Here is a 24,086-nt window from a genome sequence, read left to right as displayed (position 1 = left end):
GGCACCGGACCGGGACGCCCGGCGGAGCCGGGCCGGTGCGCGTGCACCGGGTCGTGGCACGGCTTGTCAGTGCGTCGGTCCACAATGGTCGGCGTCAGATCCGTCAGACGCTTCAGCAACAGCGAGCTTCAGCAAGAGCGAGTCGGAGGGGCGCGTCGCCCCCGTAGGCGAGCGACAAGATCAGAAGGAGCCAGGCAGCGATGGCCCGCCGCAGCACGAAGACCCCGCCGCCCGACGATGCGTACGAGGAGCGGATCCTCGACATCGACGTCGTGGACGAGATGCGTGGCTCCTACCTCGAGTACGCGTACTCGGTCATCTACTCGCGCGCCCTGCCGGACGCCCGTGACGGCCTGAAGCCGGTGCACCGCCGGATCGTCTACCAGATGAACGAGATGGGCCTGCGCCCCGAGCGCGGTTACGTGAAGTGCGCCCGTGTCGTCGGCGAGGTCATGGGCAAGCTGCACCCGCACGGAGACGCGTCGATCTACGACGCCCTGGTCCGCATGGCCCAGCCGTTCTCGATGCGCGTCCCGCTGGTCGACGGCCACGGCAACTTCGGCTCGCTGGGCAACGACGACCCGCCCGCCGCCATGCGGTACACCGAGTGCCGGATGGCCGAGGCGACGAGCCTGATGACCGAGTCCATCGAAGAGGACACGGTCGACTTCGCACCCAACTACGACGGCCAGGAGCAGGAGCCGGTGGCCCTGCCCGCCGCCTTCCCGAACCTGCTGGTCAACGGCTCCTCCGGCATCGCGGTCGGCATGGCGACGAACATGCCGCCGCACAACCTGCGCGAGGTCATCGCGGCCGCCCGCCACCTGATCAGGTTCCCGAACGCGGACCTGGACGCGCTGATGAAGCTCGTCCCGGGCCCCGACCTGCCCACGGGCGGCCGGATCGTCGGCCTGGACGGCGTCCGGGACGCGTACGCGACGGGCCGTGGCACCTTCAAGATGCGCGCGTCGGTCGCGATCGAGACGGTGACCGCCCGCCGCAAGGGCCTGGTCGTCACCGAGCTGCCGTTCACGGTCGGCCCGGAGAAGGTGATCGCCAAGATCAAGGACCTGGTCAACGCCAAGAAGATCCAGGGCATCGCGGACGTCAAGGACCTCACCGACCGCGAGCACGGTCTGCGCCTGGTCATCGAGATCAAGAACGGCTTCGTGCCGGAGGCCGTCCTGGAGCAGCTGTACAAGCTGACCCCGATGGAGGAGTCCTTCGGCATCAACAACGTGGCCCTGGTGGACGGCCAGCCGCTCACCCTGGGCCTGAAGGAGCTGCTCGAGGTCTACCTCGACCACCGCTTCGAGGTCGTCCGCCGCCGCAGCGAGTACCGCCGCGGCAAGCGCCGCGACCGGCTGCACCTGGTCGAGGGCCTGCTGACCGCGCTGGTCGACATCGACGAGGTCATCCGGCTGATCCGCTCCAGCGAGAACTCCGCCCAGGCCAAGCAGCGCCTGATGGAGCGGTTCTCGCTGAGCGAGGTCCAGACGCAGTACATCCTCGACACGCCGCTGCGCCGGCTCACCAAGTACGACCGCATCGAGCTGGAGGCGGAGAAGGAGAAGCTCACCGCGGAGATCGAGGAGCTGACCCGGATCCTGGAGTCGGACGCGGAGCTGCGCAAGCTGGTCTCGGCCGAACTGGCGGCGGTGGCGAAGAAGTTCGGCACCGACCGGCGCACGGTCCTGCTGGAGTCCGCGGGCACCCCGGTGGCGGCGGTGCCGCTCCAGGTCGCCGACGACCCCTGCCGGGTGCTGCTCTCCTCCACCGGCCTGGTGGCCCGCACGGCGGACAACGAGCCGTTCCCGAAGGACGCCGGCGCAAAGCGGGTGAAGCACGACGTGATCGTCTCGGCGGTGCCGGCGACCGCGCGGGGCGAGATCGGCGTGGTGACCTCGTCCGGGCGTCTGCTGCGGATCAACGTGGTCGACCTGCCGCAGCTGGCCGCCCCGGCGGCCCCGCCGAACCTCTCCGGAGGGGCGCCGCTCGCGGAGTTCGTGTCCCTGGAGGACGACGAGACGGTGGTCTGCCTGACCACGCTGGACGAGTCGTCCCCGGGTCTGGCGCTGGGCACCGAGCAGGGTGTCGTCAAGCGTGTGGTGCCCGACTACCCGTCCAACAAGGACGAGCTGGAGGTCATCACGCTGAAGGACGGCGACCGGATCGTCGGCGCGGTGGAACTGCGCACCGGCGAGGAGGACCTGGTGTTCGTCACGGACGACGCGCAACTGCTGCGCTTCCAGGCCTCCATCGTGCGTCCGCAGGGCCGTCCGGCCGGTGGCATGGCGGGCATCAAGCTCACCGAGGGCGCCAAGGTCATCACGTTCACGGCGGTCGACCCGGCGGCGGACGCGGTGGTCTTCACGGTGGCGGGCTCGCGCGGCACGCTGGACGACTCCGTGCAGACGACGGCCAAGCTGACGCCGTTCGACCAGTACCCGCGCAAGGGCCGGGCCACCGGCGGTGTGCGCTGCCAGCGGTTCCTGAAGGGCGAGGACTGTCTGGCGCTGGCCTGGGCGGGTCCCGTCCCGGCCCGGGCGGCGCAGAAGAACGGCACTCCGGCGGAGCTGCCGGAGGTGGACCCGCGCCGTGACGGCTCGGGCACCTCGCTGCCGAAGACGGTGGGAGTGGTCGCGGGGCCGGTGTTCTAGGCCTCGCGGTCGGCGGTGCCGGCGGTCCGGGACCGCCGGCACCGCCGTTCCGGGTCCCTCAGACTCCGACGCCGCTGTCCCGGGCCTCGTAGGGCCCGGCGTCGGGTTCCTCCTGGGAGCCCTGCACGTAGCGCAGGACGCCCCACATGCCGTGCTCGTCGGCGAGCGGGGCGTCGTCGCGGCACGCCCGGAGTTCCTTGCCGAGCGTGCCGGTGTCGATGCCGCGGCCGATCAGCACGAGCTGGGTGCGGCGGTCGTCGGCCGCGGCCCAGGGCTCGGGGTAGAAGCGCAGGAAGCGCCCGACGACGTGCACGGCGTACCGGTTGACGGTGTCGTACGGCCCGAAGTCGACGTATCCCTTGACCCGGTACAGCCCCTCGGGGCGGCTGTCCAGGAACCGCATGAGCCGGCGCGGCTCCATGGGCACGTCGGAGCTGAACGACAGGCTCTCGTACGCCGTGTGCGCATGGGTGGCGTGGTCGTCGCCGTGCCGGTGCAGGTCGTCGAAGGACAACTGCCCGACGCGCTCCTCGCTCGGCCTGCGGTCGAAGAGGAACTCGGGGTCGATGCGGCCGTGGACCGCGGGGACGACGGCGGCGCGGTCGGTGAGCGACCGGACGAGGGCGAGGACGCGGTCGGGGTCGGGCACCCGGTCGGTCTTGTTGACGACCACGAGGTCGGCGAGGGCGAGGTGCCGGTCGATCTCGGGGTGTTCGGCCCGGGTGGCGTCGAACTCCGCCGCGTCGACGACCTCGACGAGACCGCCGTAGACGATGCCGGGGTGCTCGCTGGCGAGGACCATGCGGACCAGTTCCTGCGGCTCGGCGAGCCCGCTGGCCTCGATGACGATGACGTCGATGCCGGCGCCGGGTGCGGCGAGCCGGTCCAGGTACTCGTCGAGTTCGCTCGCGTCGACGGCACAGCACAGGCAGCCGTTGCCGAGGGAGACGGTGGAGTCGCCGAGGGCTCCCGCGACGGCCATCGCGTCGATCTCGATGGCGCCGAAGTCGTTGACGATCGCCCCGATACGGCTGCCTCCGCTGCGGTGCAGCAGGTGGTTGAGGAGCGTGGTCTTCCCCGAGCCCAGGAATCCGGCCAGGACGACGACCGGGATCTGCGGACCGCTGCTGTTCCCCAACGGGTGACCTCTCTCCTGTAACTCCGGCGGGCTCCGGTGAACTCCTGTGGACCGGCTGCCCGACCAGGATAGGAGGGCCGCGCCGTAGGGCCGCGCGGGTCAGAGCGCGGCCGGGACCGCCACCCGCGGCTCGGGGCCCACGTAGCGCGCCACGGGTCGGATGATCTTCGGGTCGGCCGCCTGTTCCAGGATGTTGGCGCTCCAGCCCACGGCCCGGGCCGCCGCGAAGGTGGGGGTGAACATCTCCCGGGGCAGGCCGCACAGTTCCATGACGATGCCGGCGTAGAACTCCACGTTGGTGTGCAGTTCACGGCCCGGCTTCAGCTCGGCGAGGATGGCCTCCACCCGGCGCTCCACCTCCACGGCGAACCGGACGCGGGGGCCGCCGAAGCCGAGCGCCGTCTCCCGGAGCATCCGCGAACGGGGGTCCTCGGTGCGGTAGATCGCGTGCCCGAAGCCCATGATGCGGTCGCCGGCGAGCACCCGCTCCCGGATCCACGCGTCGATCCGGTCCGGCGTGCCGATCGCGTCCAGGGTGTCCAGGGCCCGGCTGGGGGCTCCGCCGTGCAGGGGGCCCGAGAGCGCGCCCACGGCACCGGTCAGGCACGCCGCCACGTCGGCGCCGGTGGAGGCGATGACGCGGGCGGTGAAAGTGGACGCGTTGAATCCGTGGTCAATGGTGGAGATCAGGTACTGCTCGACGGCGCGGACATGGCGCGGGTCGGGTTCCGTACCGGTCAGCATGCGCAGGTAGTCGGCCGCGTACGACAGGTCCTCGCGCGGCTCGACCGGGTCGAGGCCCCGGCCGAGCCGGTAAAGCGCGGTGAGCAGGGTGGGTACGGCCGCGCAGGCGGCCACCGTGTCGGTGCGGCGCCGGTCGGCGTCGAGGTCGTACACCGGCCGGAACCCGCGTTCCGCGCCCAGCAGGGACAGGGCCGTGCGCAGGCCGGCCAGCGGGCCGGCGCCGCCCCCGGCGGCGGCTATGCCGGGCAGGGCCGCGCGGACGCCCGCGGGCAGCCGGCGCAGCGCGGCGGTCTCGGCGGCGAATGCGGCGCCGCGCGCGGGGTCCGGCAGCGTGCCGTGGACGAGGAGGTGCCACACGTCCTCGAAGCGGCGGGTCCGGGCGAGTTCGACGGCCGAGTACTGGCGGTAATGGTAGAAGCCCTCGCGCCCTCTGACGTCGCCGATCTCGGTCTCGGTGACGACGACGCCGGCGAGCCCCCGCGGGACCTCGACGAGTGCGGTCGCGCTCCTGTTGACGGTCATGGTTCTCCTCCTTGGACTTGATCCGACTGTCCATGCTTGACGATATGGATGTCAATATTGATTGAATCAATCTACAGCCATCAACATGTTCGGAGGCCGCTACGGTGACCCCCATGCGCGATCAGGAACCCGCCGCCGGCCGCCCCGGACGACGGCTGACCACCAAGGAGACCGCCGAGGCGCTCGGCGTGAAGCCGGAGACGGTGTACGCCTACGTGAGCCGCGGCCTGCTCGGCAGCCGGCGCGAACCCGGCAGCCGCGCCAGCACCTTCGACGCCAAGGAGGTCGAGGCCCTCGCCCGGCGCAACCGGCGGGAGGCCGCGACGAGTCCGGGCTCCGGCGCGGACCTGTCGGTCCGCACCCGCATCACGCTGATCGACGACGACCGGTACTACTTCCGCGGGGTGGACGCCACGGAGCTGGCCACCCGCCACTCCTACGAGGAGGTCGCGGAGTGGCTGTGGACGGACCGGCTCACCCCCGGCGTCACGTTCACCGCGCCCGAGGACACCGTCGAGGTCGCCCGCCACGCCGTGAACGCGCTGCCCGAGCACACCTCCCCCACCGACCGGCTGCGCGTGGCAGCCATCGCGGCGGCCGCCCAGGACCCGCTGCGCTTCGACCTCTCCGAGAAGGCCGTGCTCGGCACCGCGCGCGTCCTCATTCCCACACTGGTCGCCGCGCTGCCGCCGGCGCGGTCCGCCGCCGAGGACGACGGCCCGCTCGCCCACCGCCTGTGGACCCGGCTGACCGGCCGCCCCGCCGACGAGGAGTCGCTGCGCGTCCTGGACACCGCCCTGGCGCTGCTCATCGACCACGACCTCGCCGCCTCCACGCTCGCCGTCCGGGTCGCCGCCTCGGCGCGCGCCCACGCCTACGCGGCGGTCTCGGCCGGGCTCGGGGTGCTGGAGGGCCCGCTGCACGGTGCCGCCAGCGGACTGGCCCACCGGATGCTGCTGGACGTGCTCGACCAGGGCACCGCCGTCCCGGTGATCGCCGACGAACTGCGCGCCGGACGCCGCGTTCCCGGGCTCGGCCACCGGCTCTACACCGGCGAAGACCCGCGCGCGCGGGTGCTGTTCGCCCTCCTGGAGCAGGTCCCGCGCGCGGAGCCCGCGCTGCTCGCGGCCCGCGACGTCGTGGCCACGACCGCGCGCCACGCCCCGCTGCACGCCAACGTCGACCTGGCCCTTGCCGTGTTCACCGCCTCCAGCGGCATGCCCGCCACGGCCGGCGAGACCATCTTCGCCGTCGCCCGGACAGCGGGCTGGATCGCCCACGCCCTGGAGGAGTACGGCGAGCGCCCCCTGCGCATGCGCCCCCGCGGCCAGTACGTCGGGCCACGACCGCCACAGCCCCTCCCGGACACCGCCTAGGACACGCAACGGGGGCGGCCGGAAGTCACCCTGTGCGGAGTCAGGTTAGGCTCACCTCTGTGAGTAGGTGTGCGACCGTCTCCCGGAGTCTCGACGAGCGCGTCTCCGGCACCGCTGTCACGGCGACGACGTGGCTGCTGCTGGAACAGCCGGGCCCGTGGGGTGCCAAGGCGCTCACTTCGAGCCACCTCGACCCGGTGCTGGGGCGTGCCCTGGAGGCGGCCGCAGAGGGAACCGGCGTCCGGGTCGCGCTCGTCCGGCGCCCCGGCCGGCACGCGGACCCCGGCACCCCCGGGCCCCGGCAGGTTTACGCGGCCCACACCGTTCCCGGAAACGCGTGGCTGCACAGCGCCACCGTGCACGACCCGCACCGGCTGCTCGGCCTGGACCTCGCGGCCCTCGGCGCCGGCGACCACCGTTCCTTCGGCACGGCCCTCGGCGGCCGGCCGCACACGGGCGACCCGCTCGCCCTCGTGTGCACCAACGGCAAGCGGGACCGCTGCTGCGCCCTGCTGGGCCGCCCCCTGGCCACCGAGCTGAGCGCGGCCGGCGAGCGGGGCGTCTGGGAAGTCACGCATCTGGGTGGTCATCGCTTCTCGCCCACCGTGCTCGTCCTGCCGTACGGCTACGCGTACGGCCGCGTCGAGGCGGACACCGTCCGGGAGGCCCTGCGCGGCGTCCGGGAGGGCCGGGTGGTGACGGAGGCGTGCCGCGGCTGCTCCGCCTGGGGACGCCCCGGCCAGGCGGCCGAGCTGGCCGTGCGCTCGGTGGCGGGCGAGGACCGGGCGGGCGCGCTGCGCGTCGTGGGGACCGAGGAGCGGGCGCACCGCTGGGAGGTCACCGTCGCGCACACCGACGGCCGCCGCTGGCGCGTGACCGTGGCCCAGGGGGCTTCCCTGCCGCCGCGGCAGGAGAGCTGCGGCGCGGCGGTGCTCGGGACACCGGCCCGGATGGACGTGGTCGCGGTGCGCGAACTGCGCACGACGGCCATGGCGAGCTGACGCGGTTCCCGCAGGGCGAGGTGAGCCGGTTCCCCTTGCGGGAGCCGACCCGGGTGAGTTCGGGAGATCCGTGCCACACCCCCTACGGCCGCCGCCGCCCGCCCACGTAACGTCGGGGGCATGAGTCCCACGCCCCCCGCTCGCCGCCTGCGCCTGGGACTGCCCCGGCGGGTGTTCTCGCAGGTGCTGCTGATGCAGCTGGCGGTCGCCGCGGGGGTCGCGGTGCTCGCGACCGGACTCTTCCTGGCCCCGCTGAGCAAACAGCTCGACCAGGAGGCGATGAGCCGGGCCCTGGCCATCGCCCGGACCACCGCGCAGGACCCGCAGATCGCCGAGGGCGTCCTGACCACCCCGCCGACGCGCGACGGCCCCGTGCAGCAGGAGGCGGAGCGGATCCGGCACGCCACGGACGCCGAGTACATCGTGGTCCTCGATGGGCGGAAGATCCGCTGGTCGCACCCCACCCCGAGCCAGATCGGCCGCCCCGTCTCCACCAGCCCCCGCGCCGCCCTCGCCGGCAAGGAGGTCATGGAGATCGACCAGGGCACCCTGGGCCGCTCGGCACGCGGCAAGGTGCCCCTGTACGACTCCCACCACCGGATCGTCGGCGCGGTGTCGGTCGGCATCGCCTACGACAGCGTCCGGGCCCGGCTGCTGCACGCGATCCCGGGACTGTTCGCCTACGCCGGCGGCGCCCTCGCGGTGGGCGCGCTGGCCGCCTGGCTGATCTCCCGCCGGGTCCAGCGGCAGACCCGCGACCTGGCCTTCTCCGACATCTCGGCCCTGCTCTCGGAGCGCGAGGCGATGCTGCACGGCATCCGGGAGGGCGTGGTCGCGCTCGACCGGGGCGGCCGTGTCCGCCTGCTCAACGACGAGGCGCGGCGGCTGCTGGGGATCGGCGACGAGGCCATCGGCAAGTCCCCCGACGAGGCCCTGGGCGCGGGCCGCACGACGGACGTCCTGGCCGGCCGGGTGACCGGTACCGACCTGCTGACCGTGCGCGGCCAGCGCGTCCTGGTCGCCAACCGCATGCCCACGGACGACGGCGGTGCCGTGGCCACCCTGCGCGACCGCACCGAGCTGGAGCGGCTGGGCCGCGAACTCGACTCCACGCGGGGCCTGATCGACGCCCTGCGGGCGCAGGACCACGAGCACGCCAACCGGATGCACACCCTGCTCGGCCTGCTGGAGCTGGAGATGTACGACGACGCCGTGGAGTTCGTCGGCGAGGTCGTCGGGGACCACCGGGCCACCGCCGAACAGGTCACCGAGAAGATCCAGGACCCGCTGCTCGCCGCCCTGCTGGTCGGCAAGGCGACGGTCGCGGCCGAACGCGCGGTCGCCCTGTGGGTGTCGGAGGACACCTGGCTCCCGGACCGGCTGGTCGATCCCCGGGGGCTGGTCACGGTCGTCGGCAACCTCGTGGACAACGCGCTCGACGCGGTCGCGGGCACCCCGCACGCGCGCGTGGAGGTCGAGTTGCGCACCGAGGGCCGTACGGCCGTCCTGCGCGTACGTGACACCGGGCCCGGGATACCAGAGGACCAGCGCGAACTCGTGTTCACCGAGGGGTGGTCCACCAAGAAGCCGCCCGCGCACGGCAAGCGCGGCCTGGGCCTTTCCCTGGTGCGCCGGCTCGCCGAACGGCAGGGCGGCGGCGCCACGGTGGGTGCCGCCGCCGGCGGGGGCGCGGAGTTCACCGTCGTGCTGCCGGAGGCGCTGACCGAGGCGGTGGACGAGGCTCCGGTGGACGTCCCCGCCGCCGAGGAGGAGGCACGATGATCGAGGTCCTGGTGGTGGACGACGACGTGCGGGTCGCCCGGGTCAACGCCGCCTACGTCGAGAAGGTCCCCGGCTTCCGGGTGGCCGGACAGGCGCACACCGCCACGGGGGCGCTGTGCCTGCTGGAGACGCTGCCGCGGCTCGACCTGGTCCTCCTGGACCACTACCTGCCCGACGACACCGGGATCGGCGTCGTGCGGGAGATGCGCCGGCGGGGCCACCAGACCGACGTGATCATGGTGACGGCCGCCCGGGACGTGTCGACCGTCCAGGCGGCCATGCGGCACGGCGCCCTGCAGTACCTGGTCAAGCCGTTCGCCTTCAGCGGGCTGCGGGGCAGGCTGGAGGCGTACGCCGAGCTGCGCCGCACCCTGGACGGCGGCGGCGAGGCCGAACAGGCGGAGGTGGACCGCATCTTCGCCGCCCTCTCCGCGCCGACGGCGCCGGGACTGCCCAAGGGGCACTCCCCCACCACCGCCGATCTGGTGCGCCGGTCCCTGACGGGCGCGGACGGGCCGTTGTCCGCCCAGGAGATCGCCGAGCGGACCGGGTTGAGCCGGCAGACGGCCCAGCGCTACCTCAAGCTCCTGGAGCGCACCGGACGGGCCCGGCTGAGCCTCAGGTACGGCGACGCGGGCCGCCCGGAACACCGTTACGTGTGGGCGGCCCGCGTCTGAGCGTAAGCCGTGCGCTGCCTGCCGGACCCGCGTCCGGCCTTCCTCGCCGTACCTACTTGGCGGCGTCGACGAACTCGGTCGTGTAGGTCTTGCTCAGGTCCACCTTGGCGTTCTTGATGTTCGGGTTGAACGCCTTGAGGACCTTCTCGACGGTCTCGGGACCGTTCGTAGGCATGACGCCGTCCTTGGTGAACATCGGCAGCGTGGCCTTGATCGCCTCGGCGTAGAGCTTCTTGTTTCCCTGGGAGTAGTCGGCGGGCATCTTGGCCGCGATCTCGTCGGCGCTGTGGGTGGACATCCACTTGAGCGTCTTGACGAACGCGTTGGTCAGCTTCTGGACGGTGTCCTTGTGCCCGTTGACCCAGTCCGTCTGCATGTACAGGCTCGACGACGGGTACGGGCCGCCCAGCGCCTCCCGCGAACCCTCGGGGGTGCGCATGTCGAGGAGGATCTTGCCGGCCTTCTTGTCCAGGATGGTCGCGACGGTCGGGTCCGTCGTCATACCGGCGTCGATCGAGCCCTGCTGCAGCGCCGAGATGAACGTCGGCCCCGCGCCGACGGCGACCGGGCTGAACTCGCTCACCTGCACACCGTTCTTGACGGCGAGGTACTTGGTGAGGAAGTCGGTGGAGGAGCCGAGGCCGGTGATGCCGAGCTTCTTGCCCTTGAAGTCCTTCGGCGAGCGGATGTCGCCCGCCTTCTTGGCCGAGACGACCTCCACCTCGCCGGGAGCGTGCGAGAACTGCACGACGGACTCGACGGACTTGCCCTTCGTCTGCAGGTCGAGGGTGTGGTCGTAGAAGCCGACGGCGCCCTGGACCTGGCCGGAGACGAGCGCGGTCTCGGCCTGGACGCCGGCGGGCTCGCTGAGGAGTTCCACGTCGAGGCCCTCGGCGTCGAAGTACCCGAGCCGCTGGGTCAGCATCGCCGGCATGTAGATGACCTTGTCCAGGCCACCGACCATGATCTTGACCTTCGTCCCCTTGCCGCCGCCCTTGCTGCCGGAACCGGCGGCGGTGCTGCTCGACGCGTCGTTGGCACAGGCGGTGAGCGAGGTGAGGGCGAGCAGGCCGGAGACGGCGAGCGAGGCGTATCTGGCGGTCTTGCGCATGGCGGGTTCACGTCCTTGTGAGATGGCGGTGCGGGTGGGGACGGGGTGGTGCGGATGACGGGACGGCGGGGAGCCCCCGGCTCCCGGGCGGGGCCGGACGGGCCGGGCTCAGCTGCCGGAGTTGGCCGGCTTCCAGCGGAAGATGCGGTGCTCGGCGAAGGTCAGCAGGCCCTCGGCGACCAGAGCGACGGCCGCGAGGATGACCATCGCGGCGTAGACGCCCGCGGCGTTGAAGGTGCCCTGGGACTGGGCGACGAGCAGGCCGATGCCCTTGGTGGCGCCGATGTACTCACCGACGATGGCGCCGATGAGCGCGAAGCCGAAGCTGACGTGGAGGCTGGTGAAGATCCAGGACGTCGCCGACGGAATGACCACCTGAAGCGTCACGCGGCGATCGCTCGCACCGAGGATCCGGGCGTTGGAGACCAGGTTGCGGTCGACCTCACGGGCGCCCTGGAAGGCGTTGAAGAACACCGGGAAGAACACCAGCACCACGGCCGACGCGATCTTGGAGGCGGGACCGAGACCGAACCAGATCACGAAGATCGGGGCCAGGACGATCCGGGGAATGGAGTTGAGCACCTTGATGTAGGGGCCGAGGACATCGGCGAGGAAGGCGATCCGGCCCAGCGCGATACCGCAGATCACACCGGCGACGACACCGAAGCCCCAGCCGAGCAGGGCCTCCTGCAGCGTGGCCCAGATCTGCTCGCCCAGCGAGCCCTGCGCCGTCCCGTGCATCACCCAGGTGCTGATCTGGTCCCAGATCTTCGAGGGCATCGAGAAGTTGAACGGATCGATGACCTCCGCCCGCGACAGCGCCTCCCACAGGCCGAGCACGGCCACCAGGAGCACCACGCGCGCGGCGTTGACCACCACCTTGCGCCTGCGGGCGGCCTGGGCCCGCGACTGCGCTCGGTCCGGAGCCTTCACCGTGTCGACGACCACGTGCTGATGACCTCAGGCGACATTGGCGGCGCCCCTCTCGCGGGTGATGCGGACCTCTTCGCCCAGGGACTCCCAGATCTCGCGGTAGATCTCGATGAACCGCGGTTCCAGGCGCACCGCCTCGACCTTGCGCGGCCGGGGCAGGTCGATCTCGAAGACCTGCTTGACCGTCGCCGGCCCGGCGGTCATCACGACGACCTTGTCGGCCAGTGCGATGGACTCCTCCAGGTCGTGGGTGACGAAGACGACGGAGGCGCCGGTGCCCTCCCACAGTTCCAGCAGCTCGTCCGACATCAGCGCCCGGGTCTGCACGTCGAGCGCCGAGAACGGCTCGTCCATCAGCAGGATCTCGGGGTCGTTGACGAAGGTGGCGGCGAGGGCGACGCGCTTGCGCTGCCCACCGGAGAGCTGGTGCGGGTAGCGGTCCTCGAACGCCGCGAGGCCGACCCGGGCGAGCCACTCGCGGGCCTTCTCCTTGGCCTCGGCCTTGGGCACGCCCCGGAAGCGGGGGCCGGCCATCACGTTGGACAGAACCGTCCGCCAGGGGAAGGTGGCGTCCTGCTGGAAGACGAACCCGACCTTGCCGCCGACGCCGTCGACCGGCTCGCCGGCCACCAGCACCTCGCCCTCGGTGGGCTCCTCCAGGCCGCTGACCAGGGTCAGCGTGGTGGACTTTCCACAGCCGGTCGGTCCGACGACGGCCACGAACTCCCCGCGCCGCACGGTGAGGTCGAGATTCCGGACAGCCGTGTGCAGACCCCCCGACGGGGTCCTGAAGGTCTTGCTCGCGCCCCGTAGCTCGATGGCGGGGCTGGTGTCTGCGCTCATGGCCGGGACGGTAGGTGTGGCCCCGGCCACAGCAGCAGTCTTGTGAGCGCAAGCCGTTCTTTTGCTCGCAACCACCTGTTGTGCTCATTTTGCTCGCGCTACAACTGCGGAGCACGTAACACGGGCTTAACGCTCGCCGGCCTTGAAGGAGAGGCCTGATGATTGACGTCCTGGTCGTGGACGACGACTTCCGCGTCGCAGAGATAAACGCAAAATACGTGGGCAAGGTTCCCGGCTTCCGGGTGACCGCCCGCGCGCACAGCGCCGCCCAGGCGCTGGCCACCGTCGAACGCGGCGCCGTCGACCTCGTTCTGCTCGACCATTACCTGCCGGACGAGACCGGCCTGGAACTCGTCCACCGCATGCGCGAACAGGGCCACGGCACCGACGTCATCATGATCACTGCGGCAAGCGACGTGACGACCGTGCAGCGGGCGATGCGCCTGGGCGCCCTGCACTACCTGGTCAAACCCTTCACCTTCGCCGCCCTGCGCACCCGCCTGGACTCCTACGCGGCGCTGCGCCGCACCGTGGACCGGGTGGGCGGCCGGGGTCTGACCGGACAGGAGCAGGTCGACCGGATCTTCGGCGCCCTGCGCACCTCCCCCGCGCCGTCGGCCCCCGGTCTGCCCAGCGGCCACACGGAGCCCACCTCCGACCTCATCTGCGGAGTGCTCCACCACGCGGAACACCCGCTGTCGGCCCACGAGGTGGCCAGCAGGACCGGCCTCAGCCGCTCCACCGCCCAGCGCTACCTCCGGCACCTGGAGCAGGCGGGCCGCCTCCGCCTCTCCCTGAAGTACGGCGACACCGGCCGCCCCGAGCACCGTTACGCGTGGGTGGCGCCGTGACACGGCCGCAGGCCCGCGGCGGCCGGGCACGTCAGGGGACGGCCGGGCGGCTCAGACGGCTCCCGCGCCCGTCAGCGACCGCACCTCGGTCTCGGCGTACTTCGCCTCGTCCCCGACCTCGTCCGAGGTGACCGTGCCCAGCCAGCCCGCGACGAAGCCGAGCGGGATGGAGACGATGCCCGGGTTCTGCAGCGGGAAGTACTGGAAGTCGACGTCCGGGAACAGGGATCCCGGGCTGCCCGAGACCACCGGGGACAGCAGCACGAGCCCGAGCGCCGGGACCAGTCCCCCGTACACGGCCCACACCGCGCCGCGCGTCGTGAAGGAGCGCCAGAACAGCGAGTACAGCAGCACCGGCAGGTTCGCCGACGCCGCCACGGCGAAGGCGAGGCCCACCAGGAAGGCGACGTTGAGATCGCGGGCCAGCAGGCCGAGCGCGATCGCCACGACACCGATACCGACCGCCGCGAAGCGCGCCACGGTCACCTCGCTGCGCGCCTTGCCGTGCGACCGGCGCAGCGACGCGTAGAGGTCGTGCGCCACCGAGGCGGAGGAGGCGAGCGTGATCCCGGCGACGACCGCGAGGATCGTGGCGAAGGCGACGGCGGCGACGACCGCGAACAGCACCGTCCCGCCGGTCGAGCCGGCACCGCCGCCCAGGTCGAGGGCGAGGAGAGGCATCGCCGTGTTCCCGTTCGACGGGACCAGCGCATCCGGTCCGACGACAGCCGCGGCCCCGAAGCCGAGGACGATCGTCATCAGGTAGAAGCCGCCGATGAGCCCGATGGACCACACCGTCGAACGGCGTGCCGCCCGCGCGGTCGGCACGGTGTAGAAGCGGGACAGGATGTGCGGCAGCCCCGCCGTGCCCAGCACCAGCGCGAGCCCCAGGCTGATGAAGTCGATGCGCGCGGTCCAGTTCCCGCCGTACTTCAGCCCCGGAGCCAGGAACGCCTTCCCATGGCCGCTGCGCTCCGCGGCCGTGAGCAGCAACCGGTCGAAGTCGCCGTGGAAGCGCACCAGCACCAGCACGGTCAGCGCCGCCGTCCCGCTCAGCAGCAGCACCGCCTTCACGATCTGGATCCAGGTGGTGGCCCGCATGCCCCCGAGCGACACGTAGATCACCATCAGGGCGCCGACCCCGATGACGGCCCACGCCTGGGCCGCGCCGCTGGTCCGCCCCAGCAGCAGCGCCACCAGGCTGCCCGCGCCCACCATCTGCGCCACCAGGTACAGAACGGACACGGTGACCGAGGAGGTTCCCGCCGCGATCCGCACCGGCCGCTCGCTCATCCGCGCGGCGATCACGTCGGCCAGGGTGAACCGCCCGCAGTTGCGAACCAGTTCCGCCACCAGGAGCAGCACGACCAGCCAGGCCACGAGGAAGCCCACCACGTACAGCATCCCGTCGTAGCCGTACAGCGCGATGAGCCCGGTGACCCCGAGGAAGGAGGCGGCGGACATGTAGTCGCCCGCGATGGCAAACCCGTTCTCCATCGGGGAGAAGAGCCGGCCCCCCGCGTAGAACTCCTCGGCCGAGCCGTGCCGCCTGCGGCTCACCCAGGTCGTGATCCCCAGCGTGACGGCCACGAACAGGCTGAACAGCAACAGTGCGAGGGTCTGGTGCGTGCCGGTCACGAGGCGCCTCCCCGCGCTCCGCGTGTCAGTTCCTGGGTGTCCCAGCGCAGCTCCAGCGCGGCCCGGTCCCGGCGCAGCCGCGCGTGCCGAGCGTAGGCCCAAGTGAGCAGGAACGTGGTGAGGAACTGCCCGAGCCCCGCCACCATCGCCACGTTGACCGCGCCGGCCACCGGGCGGGCCATGAAGCCGGGCGCGGTCGTCGCGGTGACCACGTACCCGAAGTACCAGAGGAGGAAGGCGGTGACGCCCGGGACGACGAACCCCCGGTACCTGCCCCGCACTTCCTGGAATGCCTCGCTGCGCTGCACCTCGACGTAGACGTCACGGGCGCGGTCGCCCGCGCCGTCCGTCTCCGTGCGCGCGGCCGGCACGGCCGCCTCGGCGGGCGTTCCGGCGCCGTCCGACTCGCCCCAGCCGGAGGCCAGCGCGTCGTACCAGGGGTCCTCGTACCTCACGTCGCGGGAAGCCTCGCCGAGCTCTTCCTGACGCTCGGCCGGACTCCCGGAGCCGTCGCCGGCTCCATGGGCACGACCATTGCTTGACTGCATGCCCAAGGATGGACAGACCGGGAGCATCCCTGACTCTTCTTTTCCGGCTCTTCACCCCAAAAGGTGACTCATTTCCCGGGCGGCCACACCAGTCCCTTCGCATAGGCGTAACGCACCGCCTGCGCCCGGTCCTTGAGGCCCGTCTTGGCGAAGAGGTTGTTGATGTGCGTCTTCACCGTGGCGGTGGAGACGTGCAGCTTGCGGGCGATCTCCTGGTTGTTCAGTCCCTCGGCGATCAGCACCAGGACCTCGGTCTCGCGGGCGGTCAGGCCGTCGGGGGACTCCGCCGCGGCCGGCGTGGGCTCGGGTTCGGGCTGCGACAGCCGTTCCAGCAGGCGCCGTTGCACGCTCGGGGACAGTCCCGCGTCGCCCGACAGGACGCTCTCCACGGCCCGCACGATCTCGTCACCGCCGGCGTCCTTGGTGAGATACCCCCGGGCTCCCGCGCGCAGCGCGGGGAACAGCGACTCGTCGTCCGCGAAGGTGGTGAGCACCACGACCTGGGTGCCGGGGTACTGCGACCGGATCCGCCGTGTGGCCTCCACCCCGTCGCAGCGGGGCATCCGCAGGTCCATCAGGACCACGTCCGGCGCGAGTTCCCCGACCAGCCGTACGGCCTCCTCGCCGTCGCCCGCGGCGCCGACGACCTCGACCCCGGGCAGCAGCCCGAGCAGCATCACGATGCCCTCCCTGACCACGGTCTGGTCGTCGGCGACCACGACCCGTGCGGGCTTCTTCTCCCCCTCCGTCCGGGTCATACGGGCACCTTCAGCGTCACCACGAACCCCTCCTCGCACGGCCCGGCGTCCAGGGAGCCGCCCAGCAGTTCGGCACGCTCCCGCATCCCGAGCAGACCGTACCCGCCGCCGGCCGCGGTGAGGTCGCCCGGCCGGCCGCCCGAGTCCCGCACGTCCAGCGTCACTTGGTGCTCGCCGTAGTCGAGCCGCAGGTGCACCTGGGCCCCGTGGGCGTGCTTGCGGACGTTCGTCAGCGCCTCCTGCGCCACGCGGCGCACGGCCTGCGACGCCTCGGCCGACAGGGGTTTGCGCTCACCCGTGACGGTGACGTCGGCGCCGTCGGCCGCGCTGACGAGCTGGTCGAGGAAGTCCTCCAGCGGGGTGAGGTCACCCCGCAGCGCGGACAGGGCCTGCCGGGTCTCGGCCAGGCCGTCGCGGGCCATGCCCCGGGCGGCGACGACACGTTCCAGGATCTGTTCACGCTCGGCGCCGCGCTCGATCAGCAACCGGGCCGCCTCCAGGTGCACCAGCTGCGCCGAGAGGCTGTGTGCCAGCACGTCGTGGATCTCCCGGGCGATCCTGGTCCGCTCGGCCAGCGCCGCGGACTCCGCCTCGGCGGCTCTCGCGGCCCGCTCCTGGGCGAGCAGCCGCTGGGCGCTGCCCCGGGCCTCGGCGTCCAGCCGCAGCACGTACCCGGCGAGAGCCATGCCCGCCACCGTGGCGGCCGTGGTCAGCCAGACGTCGTTGTTGAACGCGGAGTACGAGGCCAGTGCCACCGATGTCACGGGCAGGGCGGCGCCGAGCGGCAGCCGTTCCAGCGCGGAGATCCCGCAGCCGCACCAGATCACCAGGGCCGGCCCCTGGAACCCGGTGGCCTGGGCGGCGACCGCGATGCCCAGCAGGACGGCCAGGAGCGCCAGGGAGGACGCCAGCCGGTGTGCGTAGGTGGTGCGGAAGAAGGCCCAGGAGACCAGGGCGGCCAGGACGACCGCCGCCGCGGCCGCCAGCGCGCCCCAGACGCCGACGTGCTTGTGGGTGAACGCGGCCCACAGGAGCAGGGCGAGCACCACGAGTCTGATGGTCCAGGCGAGCAGCCGCCGGGGCCGCGGGGTCCCGGCGCGGCCGAGCGCTTCACGCGACGGCCAGCGTGTCCACGCGTTCTCGGTCACACGCCCTCCTTCCACGCCGTCCGCATGCCGTCACCGTAGGCCGGGGCCGGACGGCCCGCGGACGCGCTCGCGGCGGCGAAGGACCGGGCCCGCCAGGTCAGGATCCCGGCGCGGACCAGCAGGGTGCCGGCGAGGCTGAGCATCAGGGCCGAGCTGTGCTGGTGCACACCGGATGCGGCGCCCAGGGCGAAGAGACCGGCTCGCATCCCTATGCCGACGAGCCACACGCCGATGCTGGCCCTGGTGCTCTTCGTCCACACGACGCCGTCCGGTGCGGTCCACAACCGGGTGGTCCAGGCCCAGCCGGCGCCCGTGGCCAGGCCGATGAGCACCTCCGCGGCCAGCAGCGCGGCGGATCCCGCGCGGTGGTGGGGGTCGAGTATGCCGGGCTCGCGCAGGGCCACCACCGCGAGGATCACGGGGAGCACCCACCAGCGCCGGTCGGTGTCCAGGGCACGGGCGCGGAACTGGCGGACGATGACCACGGCCGCGACCGCCACGATCACCAACGCGTTGACGAGCCCGGACATCACTGCCTCCGTGTGCGGGAAGGGGGTGTCGGGAGCGAGTGCCGCCGACGCCTTCGACGCTACGGAAACGCGCAGGCCGGGGGATCGGAGCGAGGGTGGATCACGGGTGGAACCCGCGCCCCCGCCTTCTCCACCCTCGGGTGGAGGCACCGGGGCGGGCCCCGGAAAGGGGTCCGGAACGGCGTCGTCCGGCCGGTCCGCTCCTCACGAGCGGACCGGCCGGACGGCCGTAGGGTGAACCGCGCGGCGACTAGGCGTCGATGCGCGACCGGTCCAGGGTCGCCGCCGAGCTGGAGATGAACTCCTTGCGGGGCGCCACGTCGTTGCCCATGAGCAGGTCGAAGACCTGTTCGGCGGCCTCCAGGTCGGACAGGTTGATCCGGCGCAGGGTGCGGTGGCGCGGGTCCATGGTGGTCTCGGCCAGCTGGTCGGCGTCCATCTCGCCCAGACCCTTGTAGCGCTGGATCGAGTCCTTGTACCGGATGCCCTTGCTCTGGAACTCCATGAGCTTGTCGCGCAGGTCGCGGTCGGAGTACGTGTAGACGTACTTGTCCTGGCCCTTCTTCGGCTGGACGAGCTCGATGCGGTGCAGCGGCGGCACCGCGGCGAAGACCCGGCCCGCCTCGACCATGGGCCGCATGTAGCGCTGGAACAGCGTGAGCAGCAGGCAGCGGATGTGGGAGCCGTCCACATCGGCGTCGGTCATCATGATGATCTTGCCGTAGCGGGCCGCGTCGATGTCGAAGGTACGGCCCGAGCCCGCTCCTATGACCTGGATGATCGCGCCGCACTCGGCGTTCTTGAGCATGTCGGTCACCGACGACCGCTGCACGTTGAGGATCTTGCCCCGGATCGGCAGCAGGGCCTGGAACTCGGAGTTCCGTGCCAGCTTCGCCGTGCCGAGCGCGGAGTCGCCCTCGACGATGAACAGCTCGCTGCGGTCGACGTCGTCGCTGCGGCAGTCGGCGAGCTTGGCTGGCAGGGACGAGGACTCCAGAGCGGTCTTGCGGCGCTGGGCGTCCTTGTGCTGGCGGGCCGCGACCCGGGTGCGGGCGGCGGCGACCACCTTCTCCATGACGACCCGGGCCTGGGCGGCCGCGTCACGCTTGGTGCTGGTCAGGAACGCCTTGAGTTCCTTGGAGATCACGTTGAAGACGATGCGGCGGGCCGCCGAGGTGCCGAGGACCTCCTTGGTCTGCCCCTCGAACTGCGGTTCGGCGAGGCGCACCGTGACGACCGCGGTCAGACCCTCCAGGGCGTCGTCCTTGACGACGTCGTCCTCGGCCACGCGCAGCAGCTTCTTGGCGCGCAGCATCTCGTTCATCGTCTTCGTGACGGCCTGCTCGAAGCCGGCCACGTGCGTGCCGCCCTTGGGGGTGGCGATGATGTTGACGAACGAGCGCAGGGTGGTGTCGTAGCCGGTGCCCCAGCGCAGCGCCACGTCGACGCCCAGTTCACGGGTGACCTCGGTGGGGGTCATCTGGCCGTGCTCGTCGAGGACCGGGACGGTCTCCTTGAAGCTGCCCTGGCCGGAGAAGCGCAGGACGTCGCACACCGGCTTGTCGGTCGCCAGGTACTCGCAGAACTCACTGATGCCGCCGTCGAAGCGGAAGGACTCCTCGCCCTTGCTGCCGCCCTCGCCGAGACCGAACTCGTCGCGGACGACGATCGTCAGGCCCGGCACCAGGAAGGCGGTCTGCCGGGCGCGCTGGTGCAGCGTCTCCAGGGAGAGCTTGGCGTCCTTGAGGAAGATCTGCCGGTCGGCCCAGTACCTCACACGGGTGCCGGTACGGGTCTTGGGGATCCTCTTCCCCTTGGCCAGGCCGCTCCCGGCCTCGAACTTCGCTTCCGCGCCCACGCCGCGGAAGGCGCCCGGCACACCGCGCCGGAAGCTGATGGCGTGGGTGTGGCCGCCGCGGTCCACCTCGACGTCGAGGCGGGCCGAGAGGGCGTTGACCACGGAGGCGCCGACGCCGTGCAGACCGCCCGAGGCGGCGTAGGAGCCGCCGCCGAACTTGCCGCCGGCGTGCAGCTTGGTCATGACGACCTCGACGCCGGACAGGCCGGTCTTGGGCTCCACGTCCACGGGGATGCCGCGGCCGTTGTCCCGCACCTCTACGGAACCGTCGTCGTGGAGGATCACGTCGATGTGGTCGCAGTAGCCGCCGAGGGCCTCGTCCACGGAGTTGTCGATGATCTCCCACAGGCAGTGCATCAGGCCGCGACTGTCGGTCGAGCCGATGTACATGCCAGGGCGCTTGCGCACGGCCTCCAGGCCCTCGAGGACGAGCAGGTGCCGCGCGGTGTAGTTGGAGCCGTCGCGGTCTGCTCCTGCCAGCAGCGCTGTGGACGGCACGGACGTATCGGCGGTCACGCGGTTCGCTCCTCGCTGAATTTCAGGTGACCCCCTTTTGGGTAAGGGGGCGGCTTCGGTCGCCGCACAGAGGGTACCGAGCCCTGGTAGAGGCGGTGTAGCGCCACCCTCGTCGGAATCTCAGCCTAGTCCAGACTCGTATGTACGTTCGATCCCTCGATGGAGTGAAGCACACATCACGTTCCCTTGGAGGCATGAACCATTTAGGCTCCGGGCACGTCCTCATGAACAACCGGCAACCCAGCCGGGAGGACCGACATCGAAGACCGCGCGAACCCGTAAGCATCTAAGACACGCAATACGGCACATTCGCCGCCAAACCGGCAGCAGACAGCCGCCCCGGAAGATTTTTTCCAGGAAAAGCCACGAGCGGGAACGTTTTCGGGCTGGTTGGATGTTGACCCTGGTACGACAGCTCGTCGAGCTAGAGAAGAGGCGACGTGACTACTGTTCTGACCCCCGCGAGCCCGCTGACGGCCGCCGATCGCTGCGACCGCTGCGGCGCCCAGGCATACCTGCGCGTGGTCCTGCTCAGCGGCGGAGAACTGCTCTTCTGCGCCCACCACGGTCGCAAGTTCGAGCCGGAACTCAAGAAGATCGCCGCTGAGATACAGGACGAGACGGAGCGGCTCACGGCCGTTCCCGGCACCTCCTCGGAAGAAGAGCGCTGAATCTCGCACACACGACGAGCCAGCCCCGGCACAGGCCGGTGAACGGGCGGCCCCTCCCCTGTGGGAGTGGCCGCCCGTGCTCATGCCCTCAGGCGCTCTCAGGCGCTTCCAGGGGCCTTCTGAGGCCCTGCGGCGGCCGTCTCCAGGGTGTGCAGGACGTCGGACACGCGGGTGTAGACGCCGGGGTTCCCCGGGCGCCCGCAGCCGCTCCCCCAGGACACGAGTCCGATCAGCCGCCCCGAGGCGACCAGAGGGCCTCCGCTGTCCCCCTGACAGGCGTCCGGACCGCCCTCGACCTCCCCGGCACAGAGCATGGATCCGGGCCGGTAGGTGCCCTCGGGGCCGCCCGGGTAGGCGCGAGCGCAGCGGCTGTCGGCCAGCACGTGGACGCGCGCCGCGTGCAGATGGCGTGCGTACGCACCTCCGCCCGAGGTGTCGCCCCAGCCGGTGACCAGGGCCTTGGTCCCTGGTGTGTACACGGGGTCACCCTCCGGCGCCATCGTCACCACGGAGCTGCGTGGCAGCGGCTCGGCCAGCGTGAGCACGCCGAAGTCGCCGGTGTTGGCATCCGGGTCGTAGTGCGGATTGACCCGGACCTCCTGGACGTCGATCTCCTGGCCCTCGTCTGCCAGCAGATTGGTGCGGCCCGCGATGACCTTGAGGTCGTGCACCCGGTTCGGGGGCGCGCCGAGGACGTCGTCGGTGAGGCAGTGGGCCGCGGTGAGCACGGTGGTCCGGGTGATCGCCACGCCACCGCAGAACTGCCCCGCGCGCGTACCCCCGAACCGGTCACGGCTGGAGAGGGCCACGGTCCAGGGGGCCTGGGAGACATCGATCGGGAAGCCCCCGACGACCACGCTGTCGGCGGCCACCGGCGCCGCTCCGGTCAAAGGTATGGCGGTCAACGTGGCCGCCAGCACGAGCGGCCGGATCAGCGCACGGGCAACGGTACGGCGCATGCAAGCTCCTCACTCCGAGGTCCTACTGGGACACTCAGAGTCAGCCACCCGACCGTCGCGCGCAGCACGAAGGCCCGGCTCCCGCGAGGGGAGCCGGGCCTTCGCCGTCGTACGGCCGGGACCTAGTCGAGGTAGTCGCGCAGCACCTGCGAACGCGACGGGTGACGCAGCTTCGACATGGTCTTGGACTCGATCTGGCGGATGCGCTCACGCGTCACGCCGTAGACCTTGCCGATCTCGTCGAGGGTCTTGGGCTGACCGTCGGTGAGACCGAAGCGCATGGAGACGACGCCGGCCTCGCGCTCGGACAGCGTGTCCAGGACGGAGTGCAGCTGCTCCTGCAGAAGCGTGAAGCTGACGGCGTCGGCGGGGACGACGGCCTCGGAGTCCTCGATGAGGTCACCGAACTCGCTGTCGCCGTCCTCACCCAGGGGCGTGTGCAGGGAGATGGGCTCGCGGCCGTACTTCTGGACCTCGATGACCTTCTCCGGGGTCATGTCGAGTTCCTTGGCCAGCTCCTCCGGGGTGGGCTCACGGCCCAGGTCCTGGAGCATCTGGCGCTGCACGCGCGCGAGCTTGTTGATGACCTCGACCATGTGCACCGGGATACGGATGGTGCGGGCCTGGTCGGCCATGGCGCGGGTGATCGCCTGCCGGATCCACCAGGTGGCGTACGTGGAGAACTTGTAGCCCTTGGTGTAGTCGAACTTCTCGACCGCGCGGATCAGACCGAGGTTGCCCTCCTGGATGAGGTCCAGGAAGAGCATGCCGCGGCCGGTGTAGCGCTTGGCCAGGGAGACCACCAGACGGAGGTTGGCCTCCAGGAGGTGGTTCTTGGCGCGGCGGCCGTCCTCGGCGATGATCTCCAGCTCGCGCTTGAGCTTGGGCGCGAGCTTGTCCGCGTTGGCCAGCTTGTCCTCGGCGAAGAGGCCCGCCTCGATGCGCTTGGCGAGCTCGACCTCCTGCTCGGCGTTGAGCAGGGGGACCTTGCCGATCTGCTTCAGGTAGTCCTTGACCGGGTCGGCCGTGGCGCCGGCGGCCGCGACCTGCTGCGCGGGCGCGTCGTCCTCGTCCTCGTCGGAGAGCACGAAACCGGCACTCTCGGTGCCCTCGGGCTCGTCGCCGGGCTTGGCGTCCTCGAGGACCTCGTCCTCGAGAACCTCGGCGTCGTCCTTCTTGGCCGTGGTCTTCTTGGCCGCCGTCTTCTTGGCGACGGTCTTCTTGGCGACCGCCTTCTTGGCGGTCGTCTTCTTGGCCGCGACCGCCTTCTTGGCGGGTGCGGCTTCGTCGGCGGAGTCGTCGTCGGACGGGGCGGCGGGCATGGCCGGGGCCGCCGTGGTCGCGGTGGCCTTCCTGGTGGTCACCGTCTTCGCCGCGACCGTCTTGGTGGCGGTGCGCTTCGCCGGGCTCTTCGCTGCGACGCTCTTTCGGGTGCGCTTGGGCTCTGCTGCACTGACCATCAGCGTCACACCCTCTTCCTCAAGGATCTGGTTGAGGCTGCGCAGTACGTTCTTCCACTGAGTGGCCGGAATCTGGTCAGCTTCGAAGGCCCGACGCACATCGTCGCCGGCGATCTGCCCCTCAGCCTTTCCCCGCTCAATGAGCGCCATGACAGAGACGGACTCGGCGATCTCCGGCGGGAGCGTACGGGATGTGCTGGCCGACACGAACAACCTCTCGGAACGTTGGAAAACGGCTTCCGGCACCGTCCACTGCGGACGAGAGCCGACCACCGGCCTGGGGATGGGCCGACGGAGCGGGCGGGGGCCGGGGAGATCCACAGCGCCTGGTGTGGCGTCCGTATTCCCTCCGCGACTGTCAC

At 71.4% G+C, this 24,086-nt stretch carries 19 protein-coding genes and 1 pseudogene; 7 read left to right on the top strand and 13 right to left on the bottom strand.

The window, feature by feature from the left end; genetic code table 11:
* Positions 1-200 precede the first annotated feature (200 nt).
* A complete protein-coding gene (locus tag B446_RS27465; RefSeq protein WP_020942687.1) occupies positions 201-2,660 on the top strand; it encodes a DNA gyrase/topoisomerase IV subunit A in 2,460 nt (819 codons plus the stop codon).
* Positions 2,661-2,718: 58 nt separating this feature from the next.
* Here the strand turns inward: B446_RS27465 and B446_RS27460 are convergent, their stop codons facing one another.
* Positions 2,719-3,798 (bottom strand): CobW family GTP-binding protein, encoded by a 1,080-nt coding sequence (locus B446_RS27460; protein WP_020942686.1) that lies wholly within the window; start codon positions 3,796-3,798, stop codon positions 2,719-2,721.
* A gap of 99 nt (positions 3,799-3,897) precedes the next feature.
* A complete protein-coding gene (locus B446_RS27455; protein WP_020942685.1) occupies positions 3,898-5,064 on the bottom strand; it encodes a citrate synthase in 1,167 nt (388 codons plus the stop codon).
* A gap of 113 nt (positions 5,065-5,177) precedes the next feature.
* On the opposite strand from B446_RS27455, the gene B446_RS27450 reads away from it, so the two are divergent.
* The 4 genes from B446_RS27450 (at position 5,178) to B446_RS27435 (ending at position 9,900) form a co-directional block, all read left to right on the top strand.
* Entirely contained in the window at positions 5,178-6,440 is a 1,263-nt protein-coding gene (locus tag B446_RS27450) for a citrate synthase (protein ID WP_043476535.1), read from the top strand.
* Positions 6,441-6,499: 59 nt separating this feature from the next.
* A complete protein-coding gene (locus B446_RS27445) occupies positions 6,500-7,441 on the top strand; it encodes a sucrase ferredoxin (protein ID WP_020942683.1) in 942 nt (313 codons plus the stop codon).
* A 120-nt stretch (positions 7,442-7,561) separates the two neighbouring features.
* Positions 7,562-9,223 carry an ATP-binding protein gene (locus B446_RS27440; RefSeq protein ID WP_193384503.1) on the top strand — a complete coding sequence of 554 codons (1,662 nt, stop codon included), beginning with the start codon at positions 7,562-7,564 and terminating at the stop codon, positions 9,221-9,223.
* Positions 9,220-9,900, top strand: coding sequence for a response regulator (locus tag B446_RS27435; protein WP_020942681.1), 681 nt, complete (start codon positions 9,220-9,222; stop codon positions 9,898-9,900). Before B446_RS27440 ends, B446_RS27435 begins: the two co-directional genes overlap by 4 nt.
* A 52-nt stretch (positions 9,901-9,952) precedes the next feature.
* Here the strand turns inward: B446_RS27435 and B446_RS27430 are convergent, their stop codons facing one another.
* The 3 genes and pseudogenes from B446_RS27430 to B446_RS27420 form a co-directional block, all read right to left on the bottom strand.
* Positions 9,953-11,011, bottom strand: coding sequence for an ABC transporter substrate-binding protein (locus B446_RS27430; protein ID WP_020942680.1), 1,059 nt, complete (start codon positions 11,009-11,011; stop codon positions 9,953-9,955).
* A gap of 108 nt (positions 11,012-11,119) precedes the next feature.
* A pseudogene (locus B446_RS27425) lies at positions 11,120-11,982 on the bottom strand (ABC transporter permease).
* On the bottom strand, positions 11,972-12,787 hold the full coding sequence (locus B446_RS27420) for an ABC transporter ATP-binding protein (protein WP_043476533.1): 816 nt from the start codon (positions 12,785-12,787) through the stop codon (positions 11,972-11,974). Before B446_RS27420 ends, B446_RS27425 begins: the two are co-directional and overlap by 11 nt.
* A gap of 158 nt (positions 12,788-12,945) precedes the next feature.
* On the opposite strand from B446_RS27420, the gene B446_RS27415 reads away from it, so the two are divergent.
* Positions 12,946-13,638, top strand: coding sequence for a response regulator (locus tag B446_RS27415; protein ID WP_020942677.1), 693 nt, complete (start codon positions 12,946-12,948; stop codon positions 13,636-13,638).
* Between the two features lie 51 nt (positions 13,639-13,689).
* On the opposite strand, the gene B446_RS27410 is transcribed toward B446_RS27415, so the two are convergent.
* The 6 genes from B446_RS27410 to B446_RS27385 form a co-directional block, all read right to left on the bottom strand.
* Positions 13,690-15,276 carry a cation acetate symporter gene (locus B446_RS27410; RefSeq protein ID WP_020942676.1) on the bottom strand — a complete coding sequence of 529 codons (1,587 nt, stop codon included), beginning with the start codon at positions 15,274-15,276 and terminating at the stop codon, positions 13,690-13,692.
* Positions 15,273-15,824, bottom strand: coding sequence for a DUF485 domain-containing protein (locus tag B446_RS27405; RefSeq protein WP_078614820.1), 552 nt, complete (start codon positions 15,822-15,824; stop codon positions 15,273-15,275). The genes B446_RS27410 and B446_RS27405 overlap by 4 nt, the downstream gene beginning before the upstream one ends.
* Before the next feature lie 68 nt (positions 15,825-15,892).
* On the bottom strand, positions 15,893-16,582 hold the full coding sequence (locus tag B446_RS27400) for a response regulator transcription factor (RefSeq protein ID WP_020942674.1): 690 nt from the start codon (positions 16,580-16,582) through the stop codon (positions 15,893-15,895).
* On the bottom strand, positions 16,579-17,730 hold the full coding sequence (locus B446_RS27395; RefSeq protein WP_020942673.1) for a sensor histidine kinase: 1,152 nt from the start codon (positions 17,728-17,730) through the stop codon (positions 16,579-16,581). Before B446_RS27395 ends, B446_RS27400 begins: the two co-directional genes overlap by 4 nt.
* Positions 17,727-18,260: a DUF1453 family protein gene (locus tag B446_RS27390; protein ID WP_020942672.1), complete on the bottom strand. Its 534-nt coding sequence runs from the start codon at positions 18,258-18,260 to the stop codon at positions 17,727-17,729. The genes B446_RS27395 and B446_RS27390 overlap by 4 nt, the downstream gene beginning before the upstream one ends.
* A 250-nt stretch (positions 18,261-18,510) precedes the next feature.
* Positions 18,511-20,634 (bottom strand): DNA gyrase/topoisomerase IV subunit B, encoded by a 2,124-nt coding sequence (locus B446_RS27385; RefSeq protein WP_020942671.1) that lies wholly within the window; start codon positions 20,632-20,634, stop codon positions 18,511-18,513.
* Positions 20,635-21,074: 440 nt separating this feature from the next.
* On the opposite strand from B446_RS27385, the gene B446_RS27380 reads away from it, so the two are divergent.
* The gene (locus tag B446_RS27380; RefSeq protein WP_020942670.1) at positions 21,075-21,305 is read left to right on the top strand and encodes a DUF7455 domain-containing protein; all 231 of its coding nucleotides are present in this window, start codon (positions 21,075-21,077) and stop codon (positions 21,303-21,305) included.
* A 98-nt stretch (positions 21,306-21,403) separates the two neighbouring features.
* Here the strand turns inward: B446_RS27380 and B446_RS27375 are convergent, their stop codons facing one another.
* Both B446_RS27375 and B446_RS27370 read right to left on the bottom strand, forming a co-directional pair.
* On the bottom strand, positions 21,404-22,264 hold the full coding sequence (locus B446_RS27375; RefSeq protein ID WP_020942669.1) for a serine protease: 861 nt from the start codon (positions 22,262-22,264) through the stop codon (positions 21,404-21,406).
* Between the two features lie 122 nt (positions 22,265-22,386).
* On the bottom strand, positions 22,387-23,931 hold the full coding sequence (locus tag B446_RS27370; RefSeq protein WP_020942668.1) for an RNA polymerase sigma factor: 1,545 nt from the start codon (positions 23,929-23,931) through the stop codon (positions 22,387-22,389).
* Between the last annotated feature and the right edge of the window lie 155 nt (positions 23,932-24,086).

The organism is Streptomyces collinus Tu 365 (assembly GCF_000444875.1).
GTDB lineage: Bacteria > Actinomycetota > Actinomycetes > Streptomycetales > Streptomycetaceae > Streptomyces > Streptomyces collinus_A.
Note: the sequence above shows the minus strand (reverse complement) of the source record. Positions and strands in the feature narration are given on the sequence as shown.